Origin of the sequence: Neisseria basseii (assembly GCF_962707005.1) — a bacterium.
Taxonomy (GTDB): Bacteria; Pseudomonadota; Gammaproteobacteria; order Burkholderiales; family Neisseriaceae; genus Neisseria; species Neisseria bergeri.
The window spans coordinates 135,809-159,147 of sequence record NZ_CAUIXH010000004.1 but is presented as its reverse complement, the minus strand read 5'-3'; the positions used below and the strand labels follow the sequence as shown (position 1 = coordinate 159,147).

The 23,339-nt window shown below is 55.3% G+C and carries 16 protein-coding genes and 5 pseudogenes; 11 read left to right on the top strand and 10 right to left on the bottom strand.

Annotation, left to right across the window (positions count from 1 at the left end; translation table 11 throughout):
- The 5 genes and pseudogenes from pglH to Q9I99_RS03820 form a co-directional block, all read left to right on the top strand.
- Positions 1-560, top strand: a pseudogene (gene pglH, locus Q9I99_RS03840) (glucosaminyl-a1,3-N,N'-diacetylbacillosaminyl-a1-diphospho-di-trans,octa-cis-undecaprenol synthase PglH); the annotation flags it as partial.
- Positions 553-1,794 (top strand): NeuD/PglB/VioB family sugar acetyltransferase, encoded by a 1,242-nt coding sequence (locus Q9I99_RS03835; protein WP_301666851.1) that lies wholly within the window; start codon positions 553-555, stop codon positions 1,792-1,794. The pseudogene pglH and the gene Q9I99_RS03835, both read left to right, overlap by 8 nt.
- A gap of 130 nt (positions 1,795-1,924) precedes the next feature.
- Entirely contained in the window at positions 1,925-3,100 is a 1,176-nt protein-coding gene (locus tag Q9I99_RS03830) for a DegT/DnrJ/EryC1/StrS family aminotransferase (RefSeq protein WP_301666992.1), read from the top strand.
- Positions 3,101-3,147: 47 nt separating this feature from the next.
- Positions 3,148-5,046: pseudogene (locus tag Q9I99_RS03825) on the top strand (polysaccharide biosynthesis protein); the annotation flags it as partial.
- A gap of 66 nt (positions 5,047-5,112) precedes the next feature.
- Positions 5,113-6,405, top strand: coding sequence for a valine--pyruvate transaminase (locus tag Q9I99_RS03820; RefSeq protein ID WP_301666993.1), 1,293 nt, complete (start codon positions 5,113-5,115; stop codon positions 6,403-6,405).
- A 51-nt stretch (positions 6,406-6,456) separates the two neighbouring features.
- Here Q9I99_RS03820 and Q9I99_RS03815 read toward each other — a convergent pair whose 3' ends face one another.
- The 3 genes from Q9I99_RS03815 to Q9I99_RS03805 form a co-directional block, all read right to left on the bottom strand.
- Positions 6,457-7,293, bottom strand: a complete 837-nt coding sequence (locus Q9I99_RS03815; RefSeq protein WP_301666852.1) for a PHP domain-containing protein — start codon at positions 7,291-7,293, stop codon at positions 6,457-6,459.
- 281 nt (positions 7,294-7,574) lie between these two features.
- Positions 7,575-7,793, bottom strand: a complete 219-nt coding sequence (locus tag Q9I99_RS03810) for a hypothetical protein (RefSeq protein ID WP_301666853.1) — start codon at positions 7,791-7,793, stop codon at positions 7,575-7,577.
- On the bottom strand, positions 7,771-8,004 hold the full coding sequence (locus Q9I99_RS03805) for an RNA-binding S4 domain-containing protein (RefSeq protein ID WP_301666855.1): 234 nt from the start codon (positions 8,002-8,004) through the stop codon (positions 7,771-7,773). Before Q9I99_RS03805 ends, Q9I99_RS03810 begins: the two co-directional genes overlap by 23 nt.
- A 110-nt stretch (positions 8,005-8,114) precedes the next feature.
- Here Q9I99_RS03805 and Q9I99_RS03800 point away from each other — a divergent pair, with 110 nt between their 5' ends.
- A complete protein-coding gene (locus Q9I99_RS03800; RefSeq protein WP_003711002.1) occupies positions 8,115-8,294 on the top strand; it encodes a hypothetical protein in 180 nt (59 codons plus the stop codon).
- A gap of 44 nt (positions 8,295-8,338) precedes the next feature.
- On the opposite strand, the gene Q9I99_RS03795 is transcribed toward Q9I99_RS03800, so the two are convergent.
- Positions 8,339-8,500, bottom strand: a complete 162-nt coding sequence (locus tag Q9I99_RS03795; protein WP_301666856.1) for a hypothetical protein — start codon at positions 8,498-8,500, stop codon at positions 8,339-8,341.
- A 12-nt stretch (positions 8,501-8,512) separates the two neighbouring features.
- On the opposite strand from Q9I99_RS03795, the gene dnaE reads away from it, so the two are divergent.
- Together dnaE and Q9I99_RS03785 are read left to right on the top strand one after the other, a co-directional pair.
- On the top strand, positions 8,513-11,947 hold the full coding sequence (dnaE, locus tag Q9I99_RS03790) for a DNA polymerase III subunit alpha (protein WP_301666857.1): 3,435 nt from the start codon (positions 8,513-8,515) through the stop codon (positions 11,945-11,947).
- A gap of 79 nt (positions 11,948-12,026) precedes the next feature.
- Positions 12,027-12,248, top strand: a pseudogene (locus Q9I99_RS03785) (hypothetical protein); the annotation flags it as partial.
- Positions 12,249-12,667: 419 nt separating this feature from the next.
- Here Q9I99_RS03785 and Q9I99_RS11545 read toward each other — a convergent pair.
- From Q9I99_RS11545 to Q9I99_RS03770, 3 genes and pseudogenes are all read right to left on the bottom strand, one after another.
- Positions 12,668-12,802: pseudogene (locus Q9I99_RS11545) on the bottom strand (zonular occludens toxin domain-containing protein); the annotation flags it as partial.
- A gap of 199 nt (positions 12,803-13,001) precedes the next feature.
- Complete coding sequence (locus tag Q9I99_RS03775; RefSeq protein WP_301666858.1) at positions 13,002-13,811, bottom strand: alpha/beta hydrolase; 810 nt, start codon at positions 13,809-13,811, stop codon at positions 13,002-13,004.
- A gap of 187 nt (positions 13,812-13,998) precedes the next feature.
- Positions 13,999-16,113, bottom strand: coding sequence for a TonB-dependent siderophore receptor (locus Q9I99_RS03770; RefSeq protein WP_301666859.1), 2,115 nt, complete (start codon positions 16,111-16,113; stop codon positions 13,999-14,001).
- Positions 16,114-16,272: 159 nt separating this feature from the next.
- On the opposite strand from Q9I99_RS03770, the gene Q9I99_RS03765 reads away from it, so the two are divergent.
- Positions 16,273-16,932: an HAD-IA family hydrolase gene (locus Q9I99_RS03765; RefSeq protein WP_301666860.1), complete on the top strand. Its 660-nt coding sequence runs from the start codon at positions 16,273-16,275 to the stop codon at positions 16,930-16,932.
- An 86-nt stretch (positions 16,933-17,018) separates the two neighbouring features.
- Here Q9I99_RS03765 and ispH read toward each other — a convergent pair whose 3' ends face one another.
- Complete coding sequence (gene ispH, locus Q9I99_RS03760) at positions 17,019-17,987, bottom strand: 4-hydroxy-3-methylbut-2-enyl diphosphate reductase (RefSeq protein WP_301666861.1); 969 nt, start codon at positions 17,985-17,987, stop codon at positions 17,019-17,021.
- Between the two features lie 29 nt (positions 17,988-18,016).
- Positions 18,017-18,511 carry a signal peptidase II gene (lspA, locus tag Q9I99_RS03755; RefSeq protein ID WP_301666862.1) on the bottom strand — a complete coding sequence of 165 codons (495 nt, stop codon included), beginning with the start codon at positions 18,509-18,511 and terminating at the stop codon, positions 18,017-18,019.
- Positions 18,512-18,888: 377 nt separating this feature from the next.
- Between lspA and Q9I99_RS03750 the strand changes: the two are divergent.
- Together Q9I99_RS03750 and Q9I99_RS03745 are read left to right on the top strand one after the other, a co-directional pair.
- Positions 18,889-19,533: pseudogene (locus Q9I99_RS03750) on the top strand (opacity family porin); the annotation flags it as partial.
- Between the two features lie 13 nt (positions 19,534-19,546).
- A complete protein-coding gene (locus Q9I99_RS03745; protein WP_301666863.1) occupies positions 19,547-19,675 on the top strand; it encodes a hypothetical protein in 129 nt (42 codons plus the stop codon).
- Positions 19,676-20,527: 852 nt separating this feature from the next.
- Here Q9I99_RS03745 and ileS read toward each other — a convergent pair.
- Complete coding sequence (gene ileS / locus Q9I99_RS03740) at positions 20,528-23,317, bottom strand: isoleucine--tRNA ligase (protein WP_301666864.1); 2,790 nt, start codon at positions 23,315-23,317, stop codon at positions 20,528-20,530.
- Positions 23,318-23,339: the final 22 nt, after the last annotated feature.

Below are 23,339 nucleotides of genomic sequence, written 5' to 3'. Positions count from 1 at the left end.
CCACCCCCCCCCCCCCCCCGCGATTCCGCTCCAAAACCGTCCGCCTTTTCTACTTGGGCACGCTCAGTTACAGCTACGACGTGGAAACCGTGTGCAAAGGTGTTCGGAAACTTTTAGACGACGGCGAAAACGTCGAATTGCACATTATGGGCGGCGGCCCCGATTTGGAGAAACTCAAACAATATGAAAATCGCGCCATCAAGTTTTACGGTTATTTACCCTATTCTGAAATGATGTCGATTGCCAAAGCGTGCGACATTGCCGTCAACGCCATCCATAGCCACGCCATGCAGTCGGTTACCAACAAACTTTCCGACTATATGGCTTTGCAAAAACCGATTCTGAACAGCCAGACCAATGCCGAAGTCCTCGACCTCATGAATCTGCTGCCGCACGAAAACTACCGTTCCGGCGACGTGGACAGCTTCGTTCAAGCCGCCAAAAATATTTTGAAACGCAAAAACGACCCCGTTCAGTCCGACGAAATCGTCCGCCGCTTCAGGCGCGACGTTGCCTATCAAAAAATCGTCAACCTGATTGAAAGATTAGCTGATGAATAAATTTTTCAAACGCCTGTTCGACATTGCCGCCTCCGCATCGGGGCTGATTGTCCTCTCACCCGTTTTCCTGATTTTGGCGTACCTCATCCGCAAGAATCTGGGTTCGCCCGTGTTCTTCATCCAAGAGCGGCCGGGCAAGGACGGCAAGCCGTTTAAAATGATTAAATTCCGCTCTATGCGCGATGCGCTTGATTCAGACGGCATTCCGCTGCCCGACAGCGAACGCCTGACCGATTTCGGCAAAAAACTGCGTGCCGCCAGCTTGGACGAACTGCCCGAACTGTGGAATGTCTTAAAAGGCGAGATGAGCCTGGTCGGCCCGCGCCCGCTTTTGATGCACTACCTGCCGCTTTACGACGAATTTCAAAACCGCCGCCACGAAATGAGACCGGGCATTACCGGCTGGGCGCAGGTCAACGGGCGCAACGCGCTTTCGTGGGACGAAAAATTCGCCTGCGATGTTTGGTATATCGACCATTACAGTTTTTGGCTGGATATGAAAATCCTGTTTTTGACAGTCAGAAAAGTCTTGATCAAAGAAGGTATTTCGGCGGAGGGCGAAGCCACTATGCCCCCTTTCACAGGAAAACGCAAACTTGCCGTCGTCGGCGCGGGCGGACACGGCAAAGTCGTTGCCGACCTTGCCGCCGCACTCGGCACATACGGCGAAATCGTTTTTCTGGACGACCGCGCACAAGGCAGTATCGACGGCTTTCCCGTCATCGGCACGACGCTGCTGCTTGAAAACGGTTTATTGCCCGAACAATTCGACATCGCCGTCGCCGTCGGCAACAACCGCATCCGCCGCCAAATCGCCGGACGCGCCGCCGCATTGGGTTTTAAACTGCCCGTCCTGATTCATCCGCTTGCATACGTTTCCCCGTCGGCAACCGTCGGTCAGGGCAGCGTCGTGATGGCTCAGGCAGTCGTACAGGCCGGCAGCGTATTGAAAGACGGCGTGATTGTGAACACTGCCGCCACCGTCGATCACGACTGCCTGCTTGACGCTTTCGTCCACATCAGCCCGGGCGCGCACCTGTCGGGCAACACGCGTATCGGCGAAGAAAGCTGGATAGGCACGGGCGCGTGCAGCCGCCAGCAAATCCGTATCGGCAGCCGCGCAACCATTGGAGCGGGCGCAGTCGTCGTGCGCGACGTTTCAGACGGCATAACCGTCGCGGGCAACCCGGCAAAGCCGCTGCCGCGCAAAAACCCCGAGACCTCGACAGCATAAGCGATTAAAATACACCCCCGTACAGACCGATTTTGACAACACCTGCGGCGTGCGCCCGATTCTTCGGGACGCACCCCCTTCAGACGGCATAGGGTCGGAAATGCCGTCTGAACCCGACGGACAAACCATCATGTTGAACACTTCCCTTTCCCCGTGGCCCTGCTTCACCCAAGAAGAAGCCGATGCCGTTTCCAAAGTCCTGCTGTCCAACAAAGTCAATTACTGGACGGGAAACGAATGCCGCGAATTTGAAAAAGAATTTGCCGCCTTCGCCGGTACGCAATACGCCGTCGCCCTTGCCAACGGCACGCTGGCACTCGATGCCGCGCTCAAAGCAATCGGCATAGGCGCGGGCGACGATGTCATCGTTACCTCGCGCACTTTCTTGGCTTCCGCGTCCTGCATTGTGAACGCGGGCGCAAATCCGGTGTTTGCCGATGTGGATTTGAACAGCCAAAACATCAGCGCGGAAACCGTCAAGGCTGTGCTGACCCCGAATACCAAAGCCGTCATCGTCGTCCACCTTGCCGGTATGCCCGCCGAAATGGACGGCATTATGGCTTTGGCAAAAGAACATAATCTTTGGGTGATCGAAGATTGCGCCCAAGCGCACGGCGCGAAATACAAAGGCAAATCCGTCGGCAGCATCGGACACGTCGGCGCGTGGTCGTTCTGCCAAGACAAAATCATGACCACCGGCGGCGAGGGCGGTATGGTTACGACCAACGACAAAACCCTGTGGGAAAAAATGTGGTCGTACAAAGACCACGGCAAAAGCTACGATGCCGTGTACTGCCGCCAACACGCACCCGGTTTCCGCTGGCTGCACGAAAGTTTCGGCACAAACTGGCGTATGATGGAAATGCAGGCGGTCATCGGGCGCATCCAGCTCAAACGTATGCCAGAATGGACGGCGCGCCGCCGAGAAAACGCCGCCAAGCTGGCGGAAAGCCTGGGCAAATTCAGCAGCATCCGTTTGATTGAAGTCGCCGGCTACATCGAACACGCGCAATATAAGTTCTACGCCTTCGTCAAACCCGAACACCTGAAAGACGGCTGGACGCGCGACCGCATCGTCAGCGAACTGAACGCGCGCAAAGTCCCCTGTTATCAAGGCAGCTGCTCAGAAGTGTATTTGGAAAAAGCCTTCGACAACACGCCGTGGCGGCCGAAAGAGCGGCTGAAAAACGCCGTCGAACTGGGCGACACCAGCCTGATGTTTTTGGTGCATCCGACGCTGACCGACGGCGAAATCGCGTTCTGCAAAGAACACATCGAAGCCGTATTGACCGAAGCCGCACGATAACCCTTCAGACGGCATACGCCGTCTGAAAACACATACCGCCCCACGATATGAATCTGGAAACCCTGATCGCCCTGCCGCGCAACATCAAGAAAACCTGTTTCCTCATACACGATTTTCTGATGATTTTCATTGCATTCTGGTTCACCCAAAGCCTGAAGGCCGACTATTCCGAAGAATGGTTCGACCCCGCCAACTGGCAGTCTTTCCTATTGACCGCGCTTTTGACCGCCTGCCTGTTCTTCAGAATGGGGCTTTACCGCGCCGTCACACGCTTCATCAGCTTCCGTATCCTCTCCACCGCGCTGGCAGGCAGCCTCGCCTCCGCCGTACTGTTTTTCCTCAATACGCTGATATTTGAAGAAAAATTGCGCCTCGCCCTGCCCGTCGTCTATTTCCTGCTGCTGTTTGTTTCCGTGACCGGCTCGCGTATGGTTTTGCGCGGGCTGTTGTCCGAACACCCCAAAAAACAGATGACCCCCGTCATTATTTACGGCGCGGGGCAGGCGGGCAGGCAGCTTCTCGAGGCCGTCAAACAAATGCGCGAATATTCCGCCGCCGCCTTTGTGGACGACAACCCCAAGCTTTGGCACACCGTCATCTGCGGCCTTGCCGTTTACCGCCCCGACGACATCGCCGCCCTCATCGGACGCTGCGGCGTGGAAAAAATCCTGCTCGCCATTCCCAGCGCGACTCAGGAACAACGCCGCCGAATCATCAGCAAACTGGAAGCCTATCCGTGCGAAGTGTTGACCATTCCCGGAATGAAAGACCTGATGGACGGGAAAATCAGCATCGGCACGCTCAAAAAAATCTCTGTGTCCGACCTGCTCGGGCGCGATTCCGTCGCACCCGACGACCGTCTGATGAGTGCCGACATCGAAGGCAAAACCGTCATGGTAACCGGCGCGGGCGGCTCCATCGGTTCGGAACTCTGCCGCCAGATTATCCGCCGCCGCCCCGAAAAGCTGCTGCTGTTCGAGTTATCCGAATTCGCCCTGTACGCCATCGAAAAAGAATTGCGCGAATACTGCACCCAAAACAATACCGATACCGAAATCCTGCCCTTTTTGGGTTCGGTGCAAAACCGCACCCTGCTCGAACACGTCATGACCGCCTTTTCCGTTGCGACCGTCTATCACGCCGCCGCCTACAAACACGTCCCCATGGTCGAATTCAACACCGTCGAAGGCATACGCAACAACATCTTCGGCACACTCGAGTGCGCGCTTGCCGCCACGGCATCGGGCGTAAGAACCTTCGTCCTCATCTCCACCGACAAAGCCGTCCGCCCCACCAACACCATGGGTGCCAGCAAACGCATGGCGGAACTCTGCCTTCAAGCACTCGCCGCCGAACCCGGACAAAAAACCCGCTTCAGCATGGTACGTTTCGGCAATGTTTTAGGTTCGTCCGGCTCCGTTGTCCCGCTGTTTGAAAAACAGATTGCAGAAGGCGGCCCGCTTACCCTGACCCACCCCGAAATCACACGTTATTTCATGACCATACCCGAAGCCGCCCAACTCGTCATACAGGCGGGTGCGATGGGTACGGGCGGCGACGTGTTCGTCCTTGATATGGGCGAATCCGTCAAAATCATCGACCTTGCCCGCCAAATGATTACCCTAAGCGGCCTCAAACCCAAAACACCCGAACAACCCGACGGCGACATCGAAATCCTCATTACCGGACTGCGTCCCGGAGAAAAACTCTACGAAGAGCTGCTCATCGGCGACAACGTCCGCAAAACCGGCCATCCGCGCATCATGACCGCCAACGAGACCATGCTGCCGTGGCACGAGCTCTCCGCCCTGCTCGACCGCATCCGTGCGGCCTGCGACCGTTACGACCAGCAGGCAATCCGTACCCTGCTCATCAACGCCCCGACCGGCTTTGCCCCGAGCGACGGCATCTGCGACCTGCTTTGGGTACGAGAAACACACAAAAAAATGCCGTCTGAACCTTCAGACGGCATAACGTACAAACCAACCTACCTTACACACACGGAGTTTGACATGCAGTTTTCAGCATTCGGCGAAAAATTCACGCAACACAGCGGCATCCTCCAACTGATGGACGACCTCGGCGACGCGCTCAAAAGCGACAAGCCCGTCAACATGCTCGGCGGCGGCAACCCGGCGCGCATTCCGGAAATCGATCAGGCGTTCGCCGACATATTTTCCAAGCTGGCGGCGGAACACGCCGTCGAAAACATCGGCAACTACTCCAACCCCCAAGGCGATGCCGCGCTGATTGACGCGCTGACCGCCTTCCTCAATCGCGAATACGGCTGGAATCTGACCGCCGGCAATATCGCGCTGACCAATGGTTCGCAAAACGCGTTTTTCTATTTATTCAACCTCTTCGGCGGCAAATTCAAGCTTTCAGACGGCACATCCGCAGAAAAAGCCATTTTGTTGCCGCTCGCGCCCGAATACATCGGCTATGCCGACGTGCATATCGAAGGGCAGCACTTCGTTTCCGTCAAGCCCAAAATTGAAAACGTCGAACACGAAGGCGAAGCCGGCTTCTTCAAATACCGCGTGGACTTTGACGCGCTGGAAAGCCTGCCCGAGCTGAAAGAAGGCAAAATCGGCGCGATTTGCTGTTCGCGCCCGACCAACCCGACCGGCAACGTGCTAACCGACGGCGAAATGGCGCGGCTGGACGCTTTGGCGCAAAAACACGGCATTCCGCTGATTATCGACAACGCCTACGGAATGCCGTTCCCCAACATCATTTACAGCGACGTAACGCTGAATTGGCACGAAAACATCATCCTCTGCTTCAGCCTTTCCAAAGTCGGCCTGCCGGGCGTTCGCACCGGCATCATCGTCGCCGCGCCGGAAGTCGTCAAAGCCGTCAGCAGCCTGAACGCGATTGTGAACCTTGCCCCCACGCGCTTCGGCGCGGCCATCGCCGCCCCGCTGCTGGAAAGCGGCGAGATGAAACGGCTTGCCGACCAAGTCATCCGGCCGTTTTACCGCAATCAGGCGCAAACCGCCGTCTCGCTGCTCAAGCGGGAGCTGGGCGCGTACCCGATGAAAATCCACAAACCCGAAGGCGCGATTTTCCTGTGGCTCTGGTTTGAAAACCTGCCCGTTCCTTCGCAAACCCTGTACGAAATGCTCAAAGCCGAAGGTACGCTGATTATTCCGGGCGAGCATTTCTTCGTCGGCATCGACACGCAGGATTACCCGCACGCGGGCGAGTGCATTCGTATGAGCATCGCGCAGGATGCGGAAACGCTGGAAAAAGGCATTGCCGCCATCGGTAAGACCGTCCGAAAACTGTACGACAACGTTTAAACCGCAAAAAATGCCGTCTGAAAAGTTTTCAGACGGCATTTTTATCTGCATTCAATGTCGGGAAAAATGCGCCCACACCGGCCTACAGTTTTCCGGCAGCTCGGGACACGCGCCGAGGATGCCGCCGCTGAAGTCGTTTAAACGGTGGAAGTCGCTGCCCGCGCTGGCGAGCATACCGAAGCGTTCTGCCAAAAGCGCGTAGTTGAGGCGGTCGTTTTTGCAGCAGTTGCCGCTGTGGACTTCGATGCCTGCGCCGCCGAGGTTTTTAAATTCTTCAAACAGATTGCGCTTGGCGGTGGCGGACAAATCATAACGCATCGGATGGGCAATGACCGCCAACCCGCCCGCGCCGTTGACGGCGGATACGCAGTCTTCCAGCGTCGCCCATTCGTGTCGGACGGCGCAGGACTTGCCGTCGCCCAAGTATTTGGTGAACGCCTGCTGCTTGTTTTTGACATGTCCCGCTTGGATGAGGAACTCGGCGACGTGGGTGCGGCTGACCATTTCTTTGTTTGCCGCCAGCGCGAGCGCGCCGTCGTATGCGCCGCCGATGCCTTTCTTTTCGAGCTTGGCGGCGATGGCTTCGAGGCGTTTCAGACGGCCTTTGCGGACATCTGCCAACAGGTTTTGCAGGTTTTCGTCCTGCTCGTCGAAATCCAAACCGACAACGTGTATCGTGCGCCCGCGCCACGTTACGGAGATTTCCACGCCGTTAATCAGGCGCAAACCGAGTTTGTCGGCTTCGGCACGCGCTTCGGCGATGCCGCCGGTGTGGTCGTGGTCGGTCAACGCCAGCAGCGTGCAGCCGTTTTGATGCGCGAGGCGCACGACTTCGGCAGGGGAGAGCATACCGTCGGAAACGGTGGAATGGCAGTGCAGGTCTATCATAAGGCGTTATGTGTGTGGTAAATGGTGGGCAGGGTGTTTCAATATTGTCGGGCGGTGTGGCGGCGGTAAGGTTGAAGACGGGCGTATGGCAAATGCAAAGGAAAAGTCCCTATACCGTCATTCCCGCGCAGGCGGGAATCCAGAAGTTTGAAAAGCTAAATATTTCTGATAAATCAGGACCTAGATTCCCGCCTGCGCGGGAATGACGAAATAAGTATTTTCTATTTCAATCCACAATAAAAGGTCGTCTCAAAACGCGGTTTCCATCAAGCCGAACCGTTTCAGACGGCCTTTCCGTTATCTTCGTCATCTGCCCAACCCGCTTCTTTCAATTTCCGCCGTTGCGCGTCGTAGCGGGCCTTATCTGCCCAATAAATCGTCTGAATGCACGCCTCGCCGCAGTCGCTGCCGCAGCATTCCCACGACTCGGGGCGGACGGGTTCGTCTAAAAGCGGCTCGCCCAAAAGGGCTTCGGCTTTATGCTTCAGGGTCGTATCCATCGGCGATTTCCAAGCGCGCGCCGTCAAACTCGATGACTTCGCCGCCGCGTATTTTGGCGGATTTACGGGTTTCGGTTTCGCCGTTGCGCAACACCAGCCCTTCGGCGATAAACGCTTTTGCCTGCCCGCCGCTTTCGGCAAGTCCGGCCAATTTCAAGAGGTCGCACAGGGCGATGTATTCGTTGTCTTCGAGATAGACGGTGGCTTCCATAATGTTCCCTTGCAGAAAGAGGCCGTTATTGTAGCACCTGCCGCCGCCGTACCCAAAATTACCGCAAAACCGGCAGCACATCCCACACCAGCTGTTCCGTAAAAGTAAAAATGCCGTCTGAAACCCCATATGCCGCCATCCGACCCGTCGACGAATCCGCATTGACGCTGATGCACATCCTCAAACACGAACTGCCCGATACGCTGGTCATCGGCATCAGCCATCAAAACGAAATCAAAAACCTGTTTGAACGTAAAATTAATTTAACTGCTTGCCATCCGTCCGAATAAGGTATATAGTTCTTTATAACTAGTTTGATAGTCCTTTATATCTATCAATACTCCTTGGGAAGCCTCCGCCACACGGCAGGAGGCATTTTTTTGCCGCCGCAAAAGCGCGGAAACCATTGGCAGGCAATGCCGTCTGAATCCGAAACGGCATGACCTACACCGCCATCTGAAGACAACCCTGCTACAATACGCCTTTTATTGTTCACGCCGATTTTGCCATGACCGAGCCGACCTACATCCCCCTGCGCCTGCATACCGAATTTTCGATTACCGACGGTATGGTGCGGATTAAAAAACTGATTGCCAAAGCGCAGGAATACGGTTTGCCTGCTTTGGGCATCAGCGATTTGATGAACGAATTTGGTTTGGTGAAATTCTATAAAGCCTGCCGCAGCGCGGGGATTAAGCCCATCGGGGCGGCGGACGTGTGGATAGGCAATCCGAATGCGCCCGACAAGCCGTTCCGCGCCATGCTGATTATCCGCAACGATGCGGGCTATCTGCGTTTGAGCGAGCTTTTGACGGCGGCCTATGTCGGCAAAGACCGCAATATCCATCACGCGGAACTCAATCCCGAATGGCTGGAAAACGGCGACAACAGCGGCTTGATTTGTTTGAGCGGCGCGCATTACGGCGAAGTGGGCGTGAATCTGTTGAACGGCAATGAAGACGCGGCGCGGGCGGCGGCGTTGAAATATGCGGCGTGGTTTCCCGATGCGTTTTATTTAGAGCTGCAACGCCTGCCCGAGCGTCCCGAATGGGAGGCTTGCGTTTCCGGCAGCGTGAAGCTGGCGGAGGAACTGGGTTTGCCGGTGGTAGCGACGCATCCGACACAGTTTATGAGCCGCGACGATTTCAACGCGCACGAGGCGCGGGTGTGCATCGCAGGCGGCTGGGTATTGACGGACAAAAAACGTCCGCGCGATTTTACGCCGAGCCAGTTTTTCATTCCGCCGGAAACGATGCTGGAACGTTTCGCCGATTTGCCCGAAGCCTTGGAAAACACGGTAGAAATTGCCAAACGCTGTAATCTGCACATCACATTGGGCAAAAACTTCCTGCCGCTCTTCCCTACTCCGGACGGCCTGTCGCTGGATGATTATTTGGTAAAACTGTCCAACGAGGGTTTGCAGGAACGCATGGTTCAGCTTTATCCCGACGAGGCGGAGCGTGCGGCAAAAATGCCGGAATATCAGGAACGTTTGGATTTTGAGCTGAACATCATTATCCAGATGAAATTTCCCGGCTATTTCCTTATCGTACAAGACTTTATCAACTGGGCGAAAACGCACGGCTGTCCGGTCGGGCCGGGACGTGGTTCGGGCGCAGGCTCGCTGGTGGCGTATTCATTGAAGATTACCGACCTTGATCCGCTCAAATACGCGCTGCTGTTCGAGCGTTTCTTAAACCCTGAACGCATCTCCATGCCCGACTTTGACGTGGACTTCTGTCAGGCAAATCGCGGCCGCGTGATTGAATATGTGCGCGAAAAATATGGCGCGGAAGCAGTCAGCCAAATTGTTACCTTCGGCACAATGTCGTCCAAAGCGGTGATTCGCGACGTGGGGCGTGTGCTGAAACTGCCGTTTATGCTGTGCGACAAACTGTCCAAGCTGATTCCGTTGGAAGCCAACAAACCCCTGAGTTTGGAAAAAGCCATGGAGGCCGAGCCGCAGATTCAGGAATTAATCGAAGCGGAAGAAGCGGACGAACTGATTACGCTGGCGAAAAAGCTGGAAGATTTGACGCGCGGTTTGGGTATGCACGCGGGCGGCGTGTTGATTGCGCCGGGCAAGATTTCCGATTACAGCCCCGTGTATCAGGCAGACGAATCCGCCTCGCCCGTATCGATGTATGACAAGGGCGACGTGGAAGACGTGGGTTTGGTGAAATTCGACTTTTTGGGCCTGCGCAACCTGACCATTATCGAAATGGCGCAGAACAACATCAAAAGCACCACCGGCGACATCATCGATGTCGGCAAAATTCCGCTCGACGACCAGGCCGCCTATCAAATCTTCCGCGACGCGAACACCACCGCCGTGTTCCAGTTCGAGTCGACCGGCATGAAGAAAATGCTGAAAACGGCGCATACGACCAAGTTTGAAGAACTCATCGCCTTCGTATCGCTCTACCGCCCAGGCCCGATGGACAACATCCCCGACTTCGTCGCGCGTATGAAGGGTCAGGAATTCCAATACATCCACCCGCTGCTCGAAGGCATCCTCGCGCCGACCTACGGCATTATGGTGTATCAAGAACAAGTGATGCAGGCAGCGCAGATTATCGGCGGCTACTCGCTCGGCGGCGCGGACTTGCTGCGTCGCGCCATGGGTAAGAAAAAGCCCGAAGAAATGGTAAAACACCGCGAAATCTTTGCCGAAGGTGCGGCAAAACAAGGTATTTCGCGCGAAAAATCCGACGAAATCTTCAACTACATGGAAAAATTCGCCGGCTACGGTTTCAACAAATCCCACGCTGCCGCCTACGCCCTGATTTCCTACCAGACCGCATGGCTCAAGGCCCACTACCCCGCCGAATTTATGGCGGCGACCATGTCGTCCGAATTGGACAACACCGACCAGCTCAAGCATTTCTACGACGACTGCCGCGCCAACGGCATCGAGTTCCTGCCGCCCGACATCAACGAATCCGACTACTGCTTCACGCCGTATCCGAACATGAAAATCCGCTACGCACTCGGCGCGATTAAAGGCACGGGCGAAGCAGCCGTCGAATCCATCATCGCCGCGCGGCAAAGCGGCGGCAAGTTTACCGGCCTCTTGGACTTCTGCGAGCGCGTCGGCAAAGAACATATGAACCGCCGCACCCTTGAAGCCATGATCCGCGGCGGCGCGTTCGACAGCATCGAACCCAACCGCGCCATGCTCTTGGCAAACATCGACCTTGCCATGAACAACGCCGACCAAAAAGCCGCCAACGCCAATCAGGGCGGTCTGTTCGACATGATGGAAGACGCCATCGAACCGGTGCGGCTCATTGACGCACCGATGTGGAGCGAATCGGAAAAACTCGCCGAAGAAAAAACCGTCATCGGCTTTTACCTGTCCGGCCACCCGTTCGGCCCGTATGCCCAAGAAGTCCGCCAAATCGCCCCGCAGAAACTGTCGAAACTCAAACCGCAAGACAGCGTGCGCCTCGCCGGATTCGTTACCGCCGTGCGCACGATGATGGGCAAGCGCGGCAAAATCGCCTTCGTCAGCCTCGAAGACTTGAGCGGGCAGGTTGAAATCATGATCGGCGGACAGACGCTGGAAAACTGCGCCGACTGCCTCAAAGCCGACCAAGTGCTGATTATCGAATCCAAAGTCAGCCGCGACGACTACGGCGGCGGCGACGGACTGCGTATTCTGGCAAACCAAGTCATGACCCTGCAAACGGCGCGCGAACGCTACGCCCGCAGCCTCAGCCTCGCCCTCGCCCCGCATCACGACATCGGCGGACTGGTACAACTGCTTGCCGCCCACCAACTGCCCGACACGCCGCGCATCCCGCTGCAACTGTCGTATGCCAACGAAAAAGCGTCGGGCAGGTTTCAAGTGCCGCCGAAATGGACGGTTACACCGAGTTCCACCTTATTCGGCGAACTGGAAAAACTGCTCGGCAGCCGGTCGGTGCGCGTGAATTGGTAACCCAAAATATAAATGCCGTCTGAAGCCCAAAATCGGTTTCATTCGTACTTTATTCGAATGATTGAATAAAAGTAACTGCCAAGAAAAACGTATTTTTGGTTATTTCGCCAGTCTAAATAGAGCAACCGGGGCGATTGATATCCGTGTACATGACACAGACAGCACCAAAGGGAAAAACGGCATTTTCTAAAGTATCGGTATCAAAACCGCCCTTTCATTCCAAAAATACCAAATCGACAAACCGGGCAAAGAAATCAGACCGTGCCGTCTGAAAAAAATGCCCGCCCGTCCGTTAAATTAATCTATCCCTGTTTCAGACGGCCTGAAGCAGGGATTTTTATATCAAAATAAAATGAGAACGGGAGCGACAACGCCGCTGCAAGCTTACGGCAAGCCGCAAGCATTGTGGCACTGCGAAATGAGAGAAAAGTAATGCGCCCCTTTGACGGGGTGCAATATATAAGGGATTTTATGAGACGGGTTCGGGCGCGAACTTTAAAAAAGCGGCAGGCACAAACAAAAATCCCCAAGCCTGAGAACAAGGGGATTTTTTGCATTCCTGCCTAGTTTTGAAACTTTACAGGAAACATCCAAATGCAAATCTCTCTTACCATAGGAATTTTGCAATTGACTGTTACGATTGATGCTAGGGTTATTCTAGCCTTGATTGTGCTTTTAAGTCAATAGACCACCAAAACCGCCTGATTAACGGGCGGTTTTCTATTTTACCGCATCCATTACTAAAACTTGGGGCTTGTCCGCTTTCGCGTATTGTGCGGGCTGTTCCGTCCTTTGCCGTTCGTCCTTGCAAGGGTTGAAAGACGGATTGTTTCGGGCAAAGTTGCACATTGCCTTTGCGAACGGTATCTGCCGTGTGCGGTTTAAGGGCACGGGCGGGATTTCCGCCGGTTTGTCACGCGATAAGCCGTTATCTTCGATTTTCTTGTCTGTGCGGTATGCAATCGCTGCCTGCTTACGCACCAATGCGGCGATGTCGGTTTTTTGGGCTTCCGGCTTTGCGGTGAGAAATGCCTTTATGCCCACCCCTGATTCCCTACCTCTGCCAAGCCTTCCTCAAATATTCGACGCAGTCGGTCAGTGAGTAGAACGGGACATTGCCGTGGTCGGCATTCGGATATTCCCGGAAAAAAACGGCGGCCCCGTGTCTGACCAACTCTGCCGCCATTTGTTCGGCCTGCCCTGCCATATCGCGTCCTTCCCTACGTTTGCAACCGCTGCCCCGCTCGAGCGCACCGATGTTGAGGCAGACATCGATGCCGTCCAACCGGTTTTCAGACGGCATAAAGTCGAGTATCCGCCTGTTGTGCCACCAAATCGAGGGGGATACGAGCCAATGCCGTCTGAAACGGCGGCGGGAAAGCAGGGAATACAGTCCGAACAGTGCGCCGAACGAATGCCCGAATACGGCGGTTTCATTGCGGTTTAGGGTGTAGCGGCTTTCTAAAAAGGCGGTCAGTTCGCTGTCGATAAAGTCGGCGAAGCGGTCTGCCTGTCCGAACTGCCGCCGTTCGTCTGCTGTGGCGTTGTCTCCAAGCGGCGGTGTGTAGTCGGCAGCACGTTGTGCCAAATCGCGCACACTGCCTGTCGTGTAGCCGATACCGACAATCAGGCAGGGGGCGTTGCTTCGGGTAACGGGATTGTTCATCAGCGACTGCATGATGTTGAAAAGTGCGGGGAAAAAGGCTTCGCCGTCGAGGACAAAGAGGACGGGATAGCCTTCAGACGGCATTTCGCCGAGTGTTGCCGTCTGAATCCGATAGATTCGCCCCGTGCAGGTGGATTTGATTTCGGTTTCAAAGGCTTGGGGAAGGCGTGCGGCTTGTGTGGCGTATGTGGTTTTCATGATGTTTCGTTCTTCGGTCATATGGGCAGTAAAACGGTAAAACCGAACCGGCAAAGCGGTCTGCCTGCCGGTTCGGTCTGTTTTCCTTCGCAATGCCATACTCCAGTTGTGAGAGCATAGGGTATGCAGCGCAGCTTGTTGTGGTTTGATTATGCTGCGGCTGCCGTTTCAGACGGCATATTGGTCTTTAAAAACTGTAACGCAGGTTTGCCGTCAGGCTGCGCTCCGAACCGGGAATGTTAAAGGTGTTCGCGCCGCCGACGCGGGCGTAGTAATGGCGGTTGAAGATGTTGTCGGCATTAATTTGCAGCTTCAGCTTGGGCGTGAAGCGGTATGCCGCCATCGCATCGAACGTGGCATAACCGCCTGCATGCATCCCTGCAGATGAAGTAATGCCGCTCATCGCGTTCACGCCGCCGCCGATGGTCAGCTCGGGCGTAACTTGGTAAGTCGTCCACAGGTTTGCGCTGTGTTTGGGCATCAGCAGGAAGATGCCGTCGTCGCGCGAATTGGAGGCGGTTTTGATTTGGCTGTGCAGATAGCTGTAACCTGCATGGATTTGCCATTTCGGTGTAACCGCGCCGCTGATTTCGGTCTCAACACCTTCCATCACGCGTTTGCCCAATGCGGCGTAACGGGGTTTTTTGTTGTTCGGGTTCAACGGTGCGGCGGCGTTTTTATCCTTCATGCGGTAGAACGAAACTCGGGTATTGAGGCGGTCGTCCATGTAGCTGCCTTTGTAGCCGACTTCAAACTGGTTGCCTTGGCGTGGTTTGAGCAGCTTGCCGTCGGCATCGAGGTTGGTTTGCGGTGTGTAGAGCTGGGACAGGCTCAGGTAGAGGCTGTTGTTGTCGTTCAAGTCGTAAACCGCGCCTGCGTAGCCGGTGAACTTGGTTTTGCTGGCTTTGTGCAACTCGTCGCCTTCGCCCGCTTCGATTTTGTAGTGTCCCAAACGTCCGCCGCCGATGAGCGACAGCCCGTCGGCAGGATGGAAGACGGATTTGCCGTAAACGCCGAATTTATCAAGGTTTTCGGTGTCAAGGGTATGCTTGTAGCCGTGCGCGCCGGCACGGGCATTTTGTATCAGGCTGACATAGGGGGTAGAGTGGAAACTGTCCAAGGCGATATTGTTTGCAACAGTCGAACGCCCTTGTTCATTAGTGCTGCGGAAACGGTTGTAGTCCGCACCAATCACAAATTCGTTGGCGGTGTTGCCCAAGGCAAACGGCCGGCTGTAACTTGCGTCAACCGCAAAGGCTTTTTGTTTGATGTCCGTACCCAAACCCGCCACGTTGGCTTTTCCGGCATTGTTGAGTTTGCTGCCCGCAAACGTGTAATTGGAATCGGCTTTCCGGTCGGAATAGCGCATACCGACTTTGCCGTAGCCGCCGTTGCCGAAGTAATGTTTCAAATCGGCGAACACGTCGTGGCTGTGCATTTTAAATTTGTTCCAATCCGCGCCGACAAATGCGTGTTGCGGCAGGGACGGTAATTTGCCGTCTGCATCGGCAGGCAGGCCGTTGTACGGCGCGAGGTGGCGTTGCTGGTAAAGATAGCCCGCGCCCAAAACCGTATCGGGATTGATGTCCCAATCCGCCGCCGCGTAGAAGGTTTCGTGGTGGTTGTTTTTCTCGGCAGGACGCGGAGACGCGCCGACGGTCTGCGCCATCACGCGGCCGCGCACGCTGCCGTCTGAATTGAGGCTGCCCGATACGTCCGCCTCGGCTTTATATTGTTTGTGCGTACCGAATCCCGCCGCCGCATGACCTTGGAACGCTTTGGTCGGGCGTTTGCGCACCAGATTCACGATGCCGCCCATCTCGCCGCTGCTGTCGAACAGTCCGCTCGGCCCGCGCATTACTTCCACGCGGTCGAAGGCAAACAGGTTGGGCAGCGTGCCGTTGATACTCTGCATCTGCGCAGGCAGGCCGTCGATGTTGTATTCGCTGTATTCGTAACCGCGCGCGTAAACCGAAGAGCGTCCGTCGTCGTTGCTCAACACGCGCAGGCCGGGCGTTTTGCGTGCCAGTTGGTCGAAGGTGTCAACATTGCGGTCTTTGACCTGCTGGTTGGTGATGATACTGACGGATTGCGGAATTTCGCGCAAAGAAGCGGGGATTTTTGTGCCGACGGTGGCGGCAAACGAGCTGTAATCGCCGTTTTTCTCGGTGGCAATCGCGTTGTAAGAACGCTGCCCTTTGATGTGGACGGTTTCCAAATCCGCCGTTTGTGCGGCAAAAACCGAAGACGAAAGTGCTGCCAAAACCGTGGTGGCGGTCATATTGATGCGGAAAACTGACATAAACTGTCCCATTCACATAAATGATAATGGTTCTATTTTAATAAAGCACAACGCGGCTTGTTCGGAAAAACATATCGCGCAGCCGACAAATTTTGTCGAAAATGCGACACGTCTGCGTTTTCCGCATAAAATCTGCTTTTTTACTGCAACCAACCTGCTATGACCACGCCCAAACTCATCATCTTCGACTGGGACGGCACGCTTGCCGACACGACCCAACCCATCATCGACACGATGCGCCGCAGCTTCGCCGAATGCGGATTTCCGCCGCCCGAAGCGGAACGCGTCCGCAGCCTGATCGGCTACAGCCTGCCCGCCATCATCCGCACCCTGCTCGAAATGCCGTCTGAAACCGCCGTTGCCGACATCGCGCGCACTTATTCCGCACATTACCTCAATCCCAACAACCGCAATATGTCTTTATTTCCTCAAGCACTGCCCTGTCTAGACACGCTCAAAGCGCAAGGCTTCCGGCTTGCCGTTGCCACGGGCAAAGGGCGGGCGGGCTTGGACAACGCCATCAGCCAAACCGCCACCGGCGGCTATTGGCTCGCCACCGCCTGCGCAGGGGAATATCCCTCCAAACCCTCGCCCGAAATGGTGTTCGGAATCTGCCGCGAACTGGGACTCGACCCGAAAGAGGCATTGGTCGTCGGCGATACGGCGCACGACCTGCATATGGCGGCAAACGCGGGGGCGGCGGCAGTCGGCGTGACCACCGGCGCACATTCGCGCGAACAGCTCCTTGGCGCACCGCATCTCGCCGTATTGGACGGTTTGTCCGAACTGCCCGGTTTTCTTGCACGACATTACGCCTGATCGGTTTCCGTATCCGGCACGCGGCAAAAATGCCGTCTGAAGCCTGTTCAGACGGCATTTGTTTTGCCCAAACATTCAACGCTTGCTCAACGTTTGCACAAATCGGGTTTGGTTTCGCCCTCGCGGCGCAACTCTTTGGGCAGGACGAACACGATGCTTTCTTCCGTACCCTCCCCTTCGCGTACGGTTTCATGCCCCCACCCGCGTATGGTTGCCAATACTTCCTGCACCAACACTTCGGGCGCGGACGCGCCTGCCGTTACGCCGACTTTGTTTTTGCCCTCAAACCACGCGCGTTGCAGGTAGGACGCGTTGTCCACCATATACGCATCGGTCCCGATGCCTGCCGCCACTTCGCGCAGGCGGTTGCTGTTGGACGAATTGGGCGAACCGACCACAATCACGATGTCGCACTGTTCCGCCAGCTCTTTGACGGCGGTTTGCCGGTTGGTCGTCGCATAGCAGATGTCTTCCTTGTGCGGATTGCGGATATTGGGGAAACGCGCGTTCAGCGCGGCAATGATGTCTTTGGTTTCATCGACCGAGAGCGTGGTTTGGCTGACATAGGCGAGTTTGTCGGGGTTTCTGACTTCGAGTTTTGCCACATCTCCGACCGTTTCGACCAAAAGCATTTTGCCCGGCGCAAGCTGCCCCATCGTGCCTTCAACCTCGACGTGCCCCTTATGCCCGATCATGATGATTTCGCAGTCTTGAGCATCCAGTCGGGCGACTTCCTTATGCACTTTCGTCACCAGCGGGCAAGTCGCATCAAACACGCGGAAACCACGTTCCGCCGCTTCCTGCTGCACCGCCCTCGATACGCCATGTGCCGAATAAACCAGTGTCGCGCCCGGCGGCACTTCCGCCAAGTCTTCGACAAACACCGCACCTTTTTCGCGCAGGTTATCGACGACGAACTTGTTATGGACGACTTCGTGGCGCACATAAATCGGCGCGCCGAATTCTTCCAAAGCACGTTCGACAATACTGATTGCCCTATCCACGCCGGCGCAGAAGCCGCGCGGATTGGCAAGGATGATGGTTTTTCCGTTCATAAGTTTTGCATTCCGTGTTCAGACGGCATTCACGTTTTTTTGCTATCTTTGCGATGGACGATATTGTCCAACACTGCCAACACCGCGCCGACGCAGATAAAACTGTCGGCAATATTAAAGGCGGGATAAAACCAATTTTGCCAATAAAACAATAAGAAATCGACCACATGACCGTGTATCAGGCGATCGATGACATTGCCCGACGCACCGCCGATAATCATTGCCGCCCCGATTTTGCCGAGGGTTGCAAACTCATCGCGCAAAATGGCGCGTACCAAATACGCGCTCACCGCCACCGCCAGCACCAAAAAAAAGTATTTTTGCCAGCCGCCCTGATCGGCAAGGAAGCTGAACGCCGCGCCTGGGTTGTACACCAAGGTCAGATCGAAAAACGAAGGGATGACGTTGACGCGTTCCCGATACTGAAACGACGACAGCACCGCCCACTTCGACCACTGGTCCAGCACGATGGCGGCAAGTGCCAATACCCAATAGCGCGTTTTACTTGAAACAGATGAAGACATATTTTTCAACAGCCGGATAAAAGAGTGCCATTTTACCCGAAAACCCCCTGCCTGTACCCGAAACGGCAAATGCCGTCTGAAACGCTTAATGCAGGCAAATTTCCCGCCTCCGAACGCACCAAACGCATAAAGCGCGCATCAGGCACGGTCCTATGTGTTGAAACATCGCCCCAAACCCGATACAATCCGCCTTTGAACCATCAGTGAAAATCGTTCTTTTTTAATCAGTTAAACCGAATCACGGAGCCGAAAATGAATCCAGCCCCAAAAAAACTCTTCTCTTCTCTTCTCTTCTCTTCTCTTCTCTTCTCTTCTCTTCTCTTCTCTTCTCTTCCGCAGCGCAGGCGGCAAGTGAAGACAATGGCCGTGGCCCGTATGTACAGGCAGATTTAGCCTACGCCTACGAACACATTACCCACGATTATCCCGCTGACAACGCCAAAATCTTCGACGACTACCGCGACATCAAAACCCATTCCACTCACCCCCGCCTTTCCGTCGGCTACGATTTCGGCAACTGGCGCATCGCTCTCGATTACGCCCGTTACAATACCTGGAGACATGGCAAGCATATTCACGCAGAAAATTCTAAAACAATCACCCCCTCTCAAGGTAAGCCTGTTGACACAAAAACAGAAATAAACCACACCGACAAAGGCACATTCAAAGCCGAATCCAACTACGGCATCTCCGCCATCTACGATTTCGATACCGGCACCCGCTTCAAACCCTATGTCGGTGCACGGGTTGGTTTAGGCAAAATCAAACACAGCATTGCCGTAGAAGACCAAGTAACCGTTACCATCGCCAATATCGTGAGCGGACCGACCAACGCCCACGCGCCCATCCACCAAAGCCGCAGCATCCGCCGCGTGGGCTTCGGCGCAGTGGCAGGCGTAGGCATCGACATCACACCCAACCTAACCTTGGACACCGGATACCGCTACCACTACTGGGGACGCTTGGAAAACACCCGCTTCAAAACCCACGAAGCCTCATTGGGCGTGCGCTACCGCTTCTGATTCCCCGATACCGATGCCGTCTGAACCTTCAGACGGCATTTTTGATGCACTTGCCGTTTACAGGCGCGGGGCGGGCGTAGTGAAATACCCGAACCGTCATTCCCGACAACACCGTAATCTTGAAACCCGTCATTCCCGATAACACCGTAATCTTAAAACCCGTCATTCCCGCGCAGGCGGGAATCCAGACCTGTCCGCACAGAAACTTATCGGATAAAAACAGTTGCTCAAACCCCGCATCCCGTCATTCCCACTTTCGTGGGAATGACGGGATGCGGGTTTCCGTGCAGACATGTTCGGATTCCCGCCTGCGCGGGAATGACGGCATATAAGTTTCTGTGTTGGTTTGAGTACGCCGCAGGGTTGGCTGCAAGGTAAACTGTAGCGTGGCTGTAGGGTGGGCTTCAGTGCCGTAGGGTGGACGTAGGGTGGGCTTCAGCCCACCAACTCCGCCAATTTCAAAGATTCCACCGTTTCCAATAATTCCGTCAATGTTACCCATCCCGCAAATCCCCCTTTCCCACCGAAAACCAAAACCGCCGAATCCCCAAAAAACATTCTCGAAACCCATCATTCCCGCGCAGGCGGGAATCCAGACCCCTGACGCGGCGGGAATCTATCGGAAATGACTGAAACCCCGCGTTCTAGATTCCCACTTTCGTGGGAATGACGGTTCAGTTGCGTAGGGCTGGGTTGTCGAAAGGGGCGGATTCGATGGATTCAATGAAAACGGTAGAAATGTTGGATTGATGAAAATGGCGGGCTGAAGCCCACCCTACAGCCCGCTGATTCCCCGACACCGATGCCGTCTGAACCTTCAGACGGCATTTTTGATGCACTTGCCGTTTACAGGCGCAGGGAAATACCCGAACCATCATTCCCGACAACACCGTAATCTTGAAACCCCTACGCCGTTATGAAGACAAATCGCGGCGCAAAAAATGCCGTCTGAAATGCTGTTTGGCGGTTTCAGACGGCATTTGCTCAAACTTTGTCAGGCGTAATGGCGCGTTTCACCTTCTCCGCCGACATTCTCCGCACAGCGTTTGCAGACGGTTTCATAGCCTGCAACCGCGCCCACATCGCGTGTGTAGTGCCAGCAGCGTTCGCATTTTTCGCCGTCGCTGGCTTTGGCGGTTACGGCAAGCGCGTCGCCGGTTTTAACTTCGGCTTTAGACACCAGCAGGGCAAAGCGCAATTCTTCGCCCAAAGCGTTCAGATAGCCGGCCATTTCTTCCGGCGCGGTGATTTCGGCTTCCGCCTGCAAGGACGAACCGACGGTCTTGTCGGCGCGCAAAGGCTCGATGGCGGCGGTTACGGCTTCGCGCGCTTCGCGGATTGCCGTCCATTTTTTCACCAGTTCGGCTTCGGCTTTTTCGTTGATGGTCGGGAACTCGTGCCAAGTATGGAAGAGGACGCTGTCTTCTTCGCCGCCACCGATGATGTCCCATGCTTCTTCGCCGGTGAAGCACAAAATCGGTGCAATCAAGAGAACCAGGCTGCGCGTGATGTGGTACAAGGCGGTTTGCGCGCTGCGGCGGGCGTGGCTGTCGGCTTTGGTGGTGTAGAGGCGGTCTTTCAGGATGTCGAGGTAGAACGCGCCCAAGTCTTCCGAGCAGAAAGAAACCATTTCTTTCACGGCAAAGTGGAAGGCATAACGCGGATAAAAATCACCGGCAACGCGTTCTTGCAGCCGCCTCGCCAATACCAGGGCGTAGCGGTCGATTTCCACCATATCCGCCTGTTGCACGGCATCTTCAATCGGATTAAAGTCGCTCAAGTTGGCAAACAAAAAGCTCAAGGTATTGCGGATACGGCGGTAGCTTTCGGTTACGCGCTTGAGGATTTCTTTGGAAATCGCCAATTCGCCGCTGTAATCGGTGGATGCCGCCCACAGGCGCAAAATGTCCGCGCCGAACTCGTTATACACTTCTTGCGGAGCGACGACGTTGCCGATGGATTTCGACATTTTGCGCCCGTTTTGGTCCACCACGAAACCGTGGGTCAGCAGCTGTTTGTAAGGCGCGCGACCCATCGAAGAGGCGCAGCCGGTTAGCATGGACGACTGGAACCAGCCCCGGTGCTGGTCGCTGCCTTCCAAATACAAATCCGCCGGCCATTCCAATTCTTCGCGTTGTTTCAAAACGGAATAATGGGTCGAACCGGAATCGAACCATACGTCCATCGTGTCGGAAAGTTTGTCGTAATTTTCGCAATCTTCCGCGCTCAACAATTCGCCCTTATCGAGGGAGAACCAAGCCTCGATGCCTTTTTCTTCGATTTTCAGGGCAACTTTTTTCAAAAGCTCGGCAGAGTTCGGGTGCAGTTCGCCCGTTTCTTTGTGAACGAAGAAAGTCATCGGCGTGCCCCAATAGCGTTGGCGCGAAACCACCCAGTCGGGGCGGCCTTCGATCATCGCTTCCAAACGCGCGCGCCCCCAAGACGGGAAAAACTCGGTGTCGTCCACGGCCTTGATGGCTTTGTCGCGCAGGGTTTTGCCGTCGGCACCGGCTTTGTCCATACCGACAAACCACTGACCCGTCGCGCGGTAAATCAGTGGCGTTTTGTGCCGCCAGCAGTGGGCGTAGCTGTGTTCGATTTTGCCGTTTGCCAAGAGGTTGCCGGTTTCTTCCAGCCATTGCAGGATGACGGGATTGGCTTCCCAAACGCGCATACCGGCAACACGCGGCGTTTCGATGATGTATTGGCCTTCGGCGTTGACGGGGTTGTAAAGCTCGATGCCGTATTTATTGCAGACGGCGTAGTCTTCCAAACCGTGCGCGGGGGCGGTGTGCACCAAGCCCGTACCGGCATCGGTAGTAACGTGGTCGCCGTTGAGCATGGGAATATCGCGTTCGAGGAACGGATGGTTCATGTGCAGGTTTTCCAGCTTGTCGCCGGTGGTTTCGGCAAGAATAGCAATGCCGTCTGAAAAACCGTAACGTTTGAGCGCGTCTTCTGCCAAATCTTTAGCCAACACCAATTTGCCTTTGGGCGTATCAATCAGTTGATACACCACGTCTGCACCCGCAGACACGGCTTGGCTTGCGGGCAGCGTCCAAGGCGTGGTTGTCCAGATAACGGCAAACGCTTTGCCTTCGATACCTGCCAAACCGAATGCGGCGGCAAGCGCGGCGGTGTCTTTAAACGGATAGGCAACGTCAATCGCAGGCGATACTTTGTCTTTGTATTCCACTTCCGCTTCCGCCAGCGAAGAGCCGCAGTCCAAGCAGAACTGAACCGGTTTCGCACCGCGGTAGAGATAGCCCGATTTGTAGATTTCGCCGAGCATACGCACGGTATCGGCTTCTGTTTTGAAATCCATCGTCAGGTAGGGCTTGTCCCAATCGCCCAACACGCCCAAGCGGATAAAATCTTTTTTCTGACGGGCAACCTGTTCGGCGGCATATTCGCGGCACAATTCGCGGAAACGCGCTTTGGGCATATCTTTGCCGTGCAGCTTTTCTACCATCACTTCGATAGGCAAACCGTGGCAGTCCCAACCCGGTACATAAGGCGCGTCAAAACCGGCTTGGGTTTTGCTGCGGATAATGATGTCTTTGAGAATTTTATTGACGGCATGACCGATGTGGATGTCGCCGTTGGCATACGGAGGGCCGTCGTGCAGGATGAATTTCGGACGGCCTTTGGCGATTTCGCGCAGTTTTTGGTAGCGTTTTTGCTCGTACCAGCTTTTCAGCCATGCAGGCTCGCGCTTGGCAAGATTGCCGCGCATCGGAAACGGACTTTCGAGCAGGTTGACGGTTTTACTGTAATCGGTCATTTTTTAATCTCTATTGTTACAA

Bases quoted from the DNA above. Each gene is read 5' to 3' on its own strand.
- Q9I99_RS03835 (WP_301666851.1), top strand. From the start codon at position 553: ATGAATAAATTTTTCAAACGCCTGTTCGACATTGCCGCCTCCGCATCG.
- Q9I99_RS03830 (WP_301666992.1), top strand. From the start codon at position 1,925: ATGTTGAACACTTCCCTTTCCCCGTGGCCCTGCTTCACCCAAGAAGAA.
- Q9I99_RS03820 (WP_301666993.1), top strand. From the start codon at position 5,113: ATGCAGTTTTCAGCATTCGGCGAAAAATTCACGCAACACAGCGGCATC.
- Q9I99_RS03815 (WP_301666852.1), bottom strand. From the start codon at position 7,293: ATGATAGACCTGCACTGCCATTCCACCGTTTCCGACGGTATGCTCTCC.
- Q9I99_RS03810 (WP_301666853.1), bottom strand. From the start codon at position 7,793: ATGGATACGACCCTGAAGCATAAAGCCGAAGCCCTTTTGGGCGAGCCG.
- Q9I99_RS03805 (WP_301666855.1), bottom strand. From the start codon at position 8,004: ATGGAAGCCACCGTCTATCTCGAAGACAACGAATACATCGCCCTGTGC.
- Q9I99_RS03800 (WP_003711002.1), top strand. From the start codon at position 8,115: ATGCCGTCTGAAACCCCATATGCCGCCATCCGACCCGTCGACGAATCC.
- dnaE (WP_301666857.1), top strand. From the start codon at position 8,513: ATGACCGAGCCGACCTACATCCCCCTGCGCCTGCATACCGAATTTTCG.
- Q9I99_RS03775 (WP_301666858.1), bottom strand. From the start codon at position 13,811: ATGAAAACCACATACGCCACACAAGCCGCACGCCTTCCCCAAGCCTTT.
- Q9I99_RS03770 (WP_301666859.1), bottom strand. From the start codon at position 16,113: ATGTCAGTTTTCCGCATCAATATGACCGCCACCACGGTTTTGGCAGCA.
- Q9I99_RS03765 (WP_301666860.1), top strand. From the start codon at position 16,273: ATGACCACGCCCAAACTCATCATCTTCGACTGGGACGGCACGCTTGCC.
- ispH (WP_301666861.1), bottom strand. From the start codon at position 17,987: ATGAACGGAAAAACCATCATCCTTGCCAATCCGCGCGGCTTCTGCGCC.
- lspA (WP_301666862.1), bottom strand. From the start codon at position 18,511: ATGTCTTCATCTGTTTCAAGTAAAACGCGCTATTGGGTATTGGCACTT.
- Q9I99_RS03745 (WP_301666863.1), top strand. From the start codon at position 19,547: ATGCCGTCTGAACCTTCAGACGGCATTTTTGATGCACTTGCCGTTTAC.
- ileS (WP_301666864.1), bottom strand. From the start codon at position 23,317: ATGACCGATTACAGTAAAACCGTCAACCTGCTCGAAAGTCCGTTTCCG.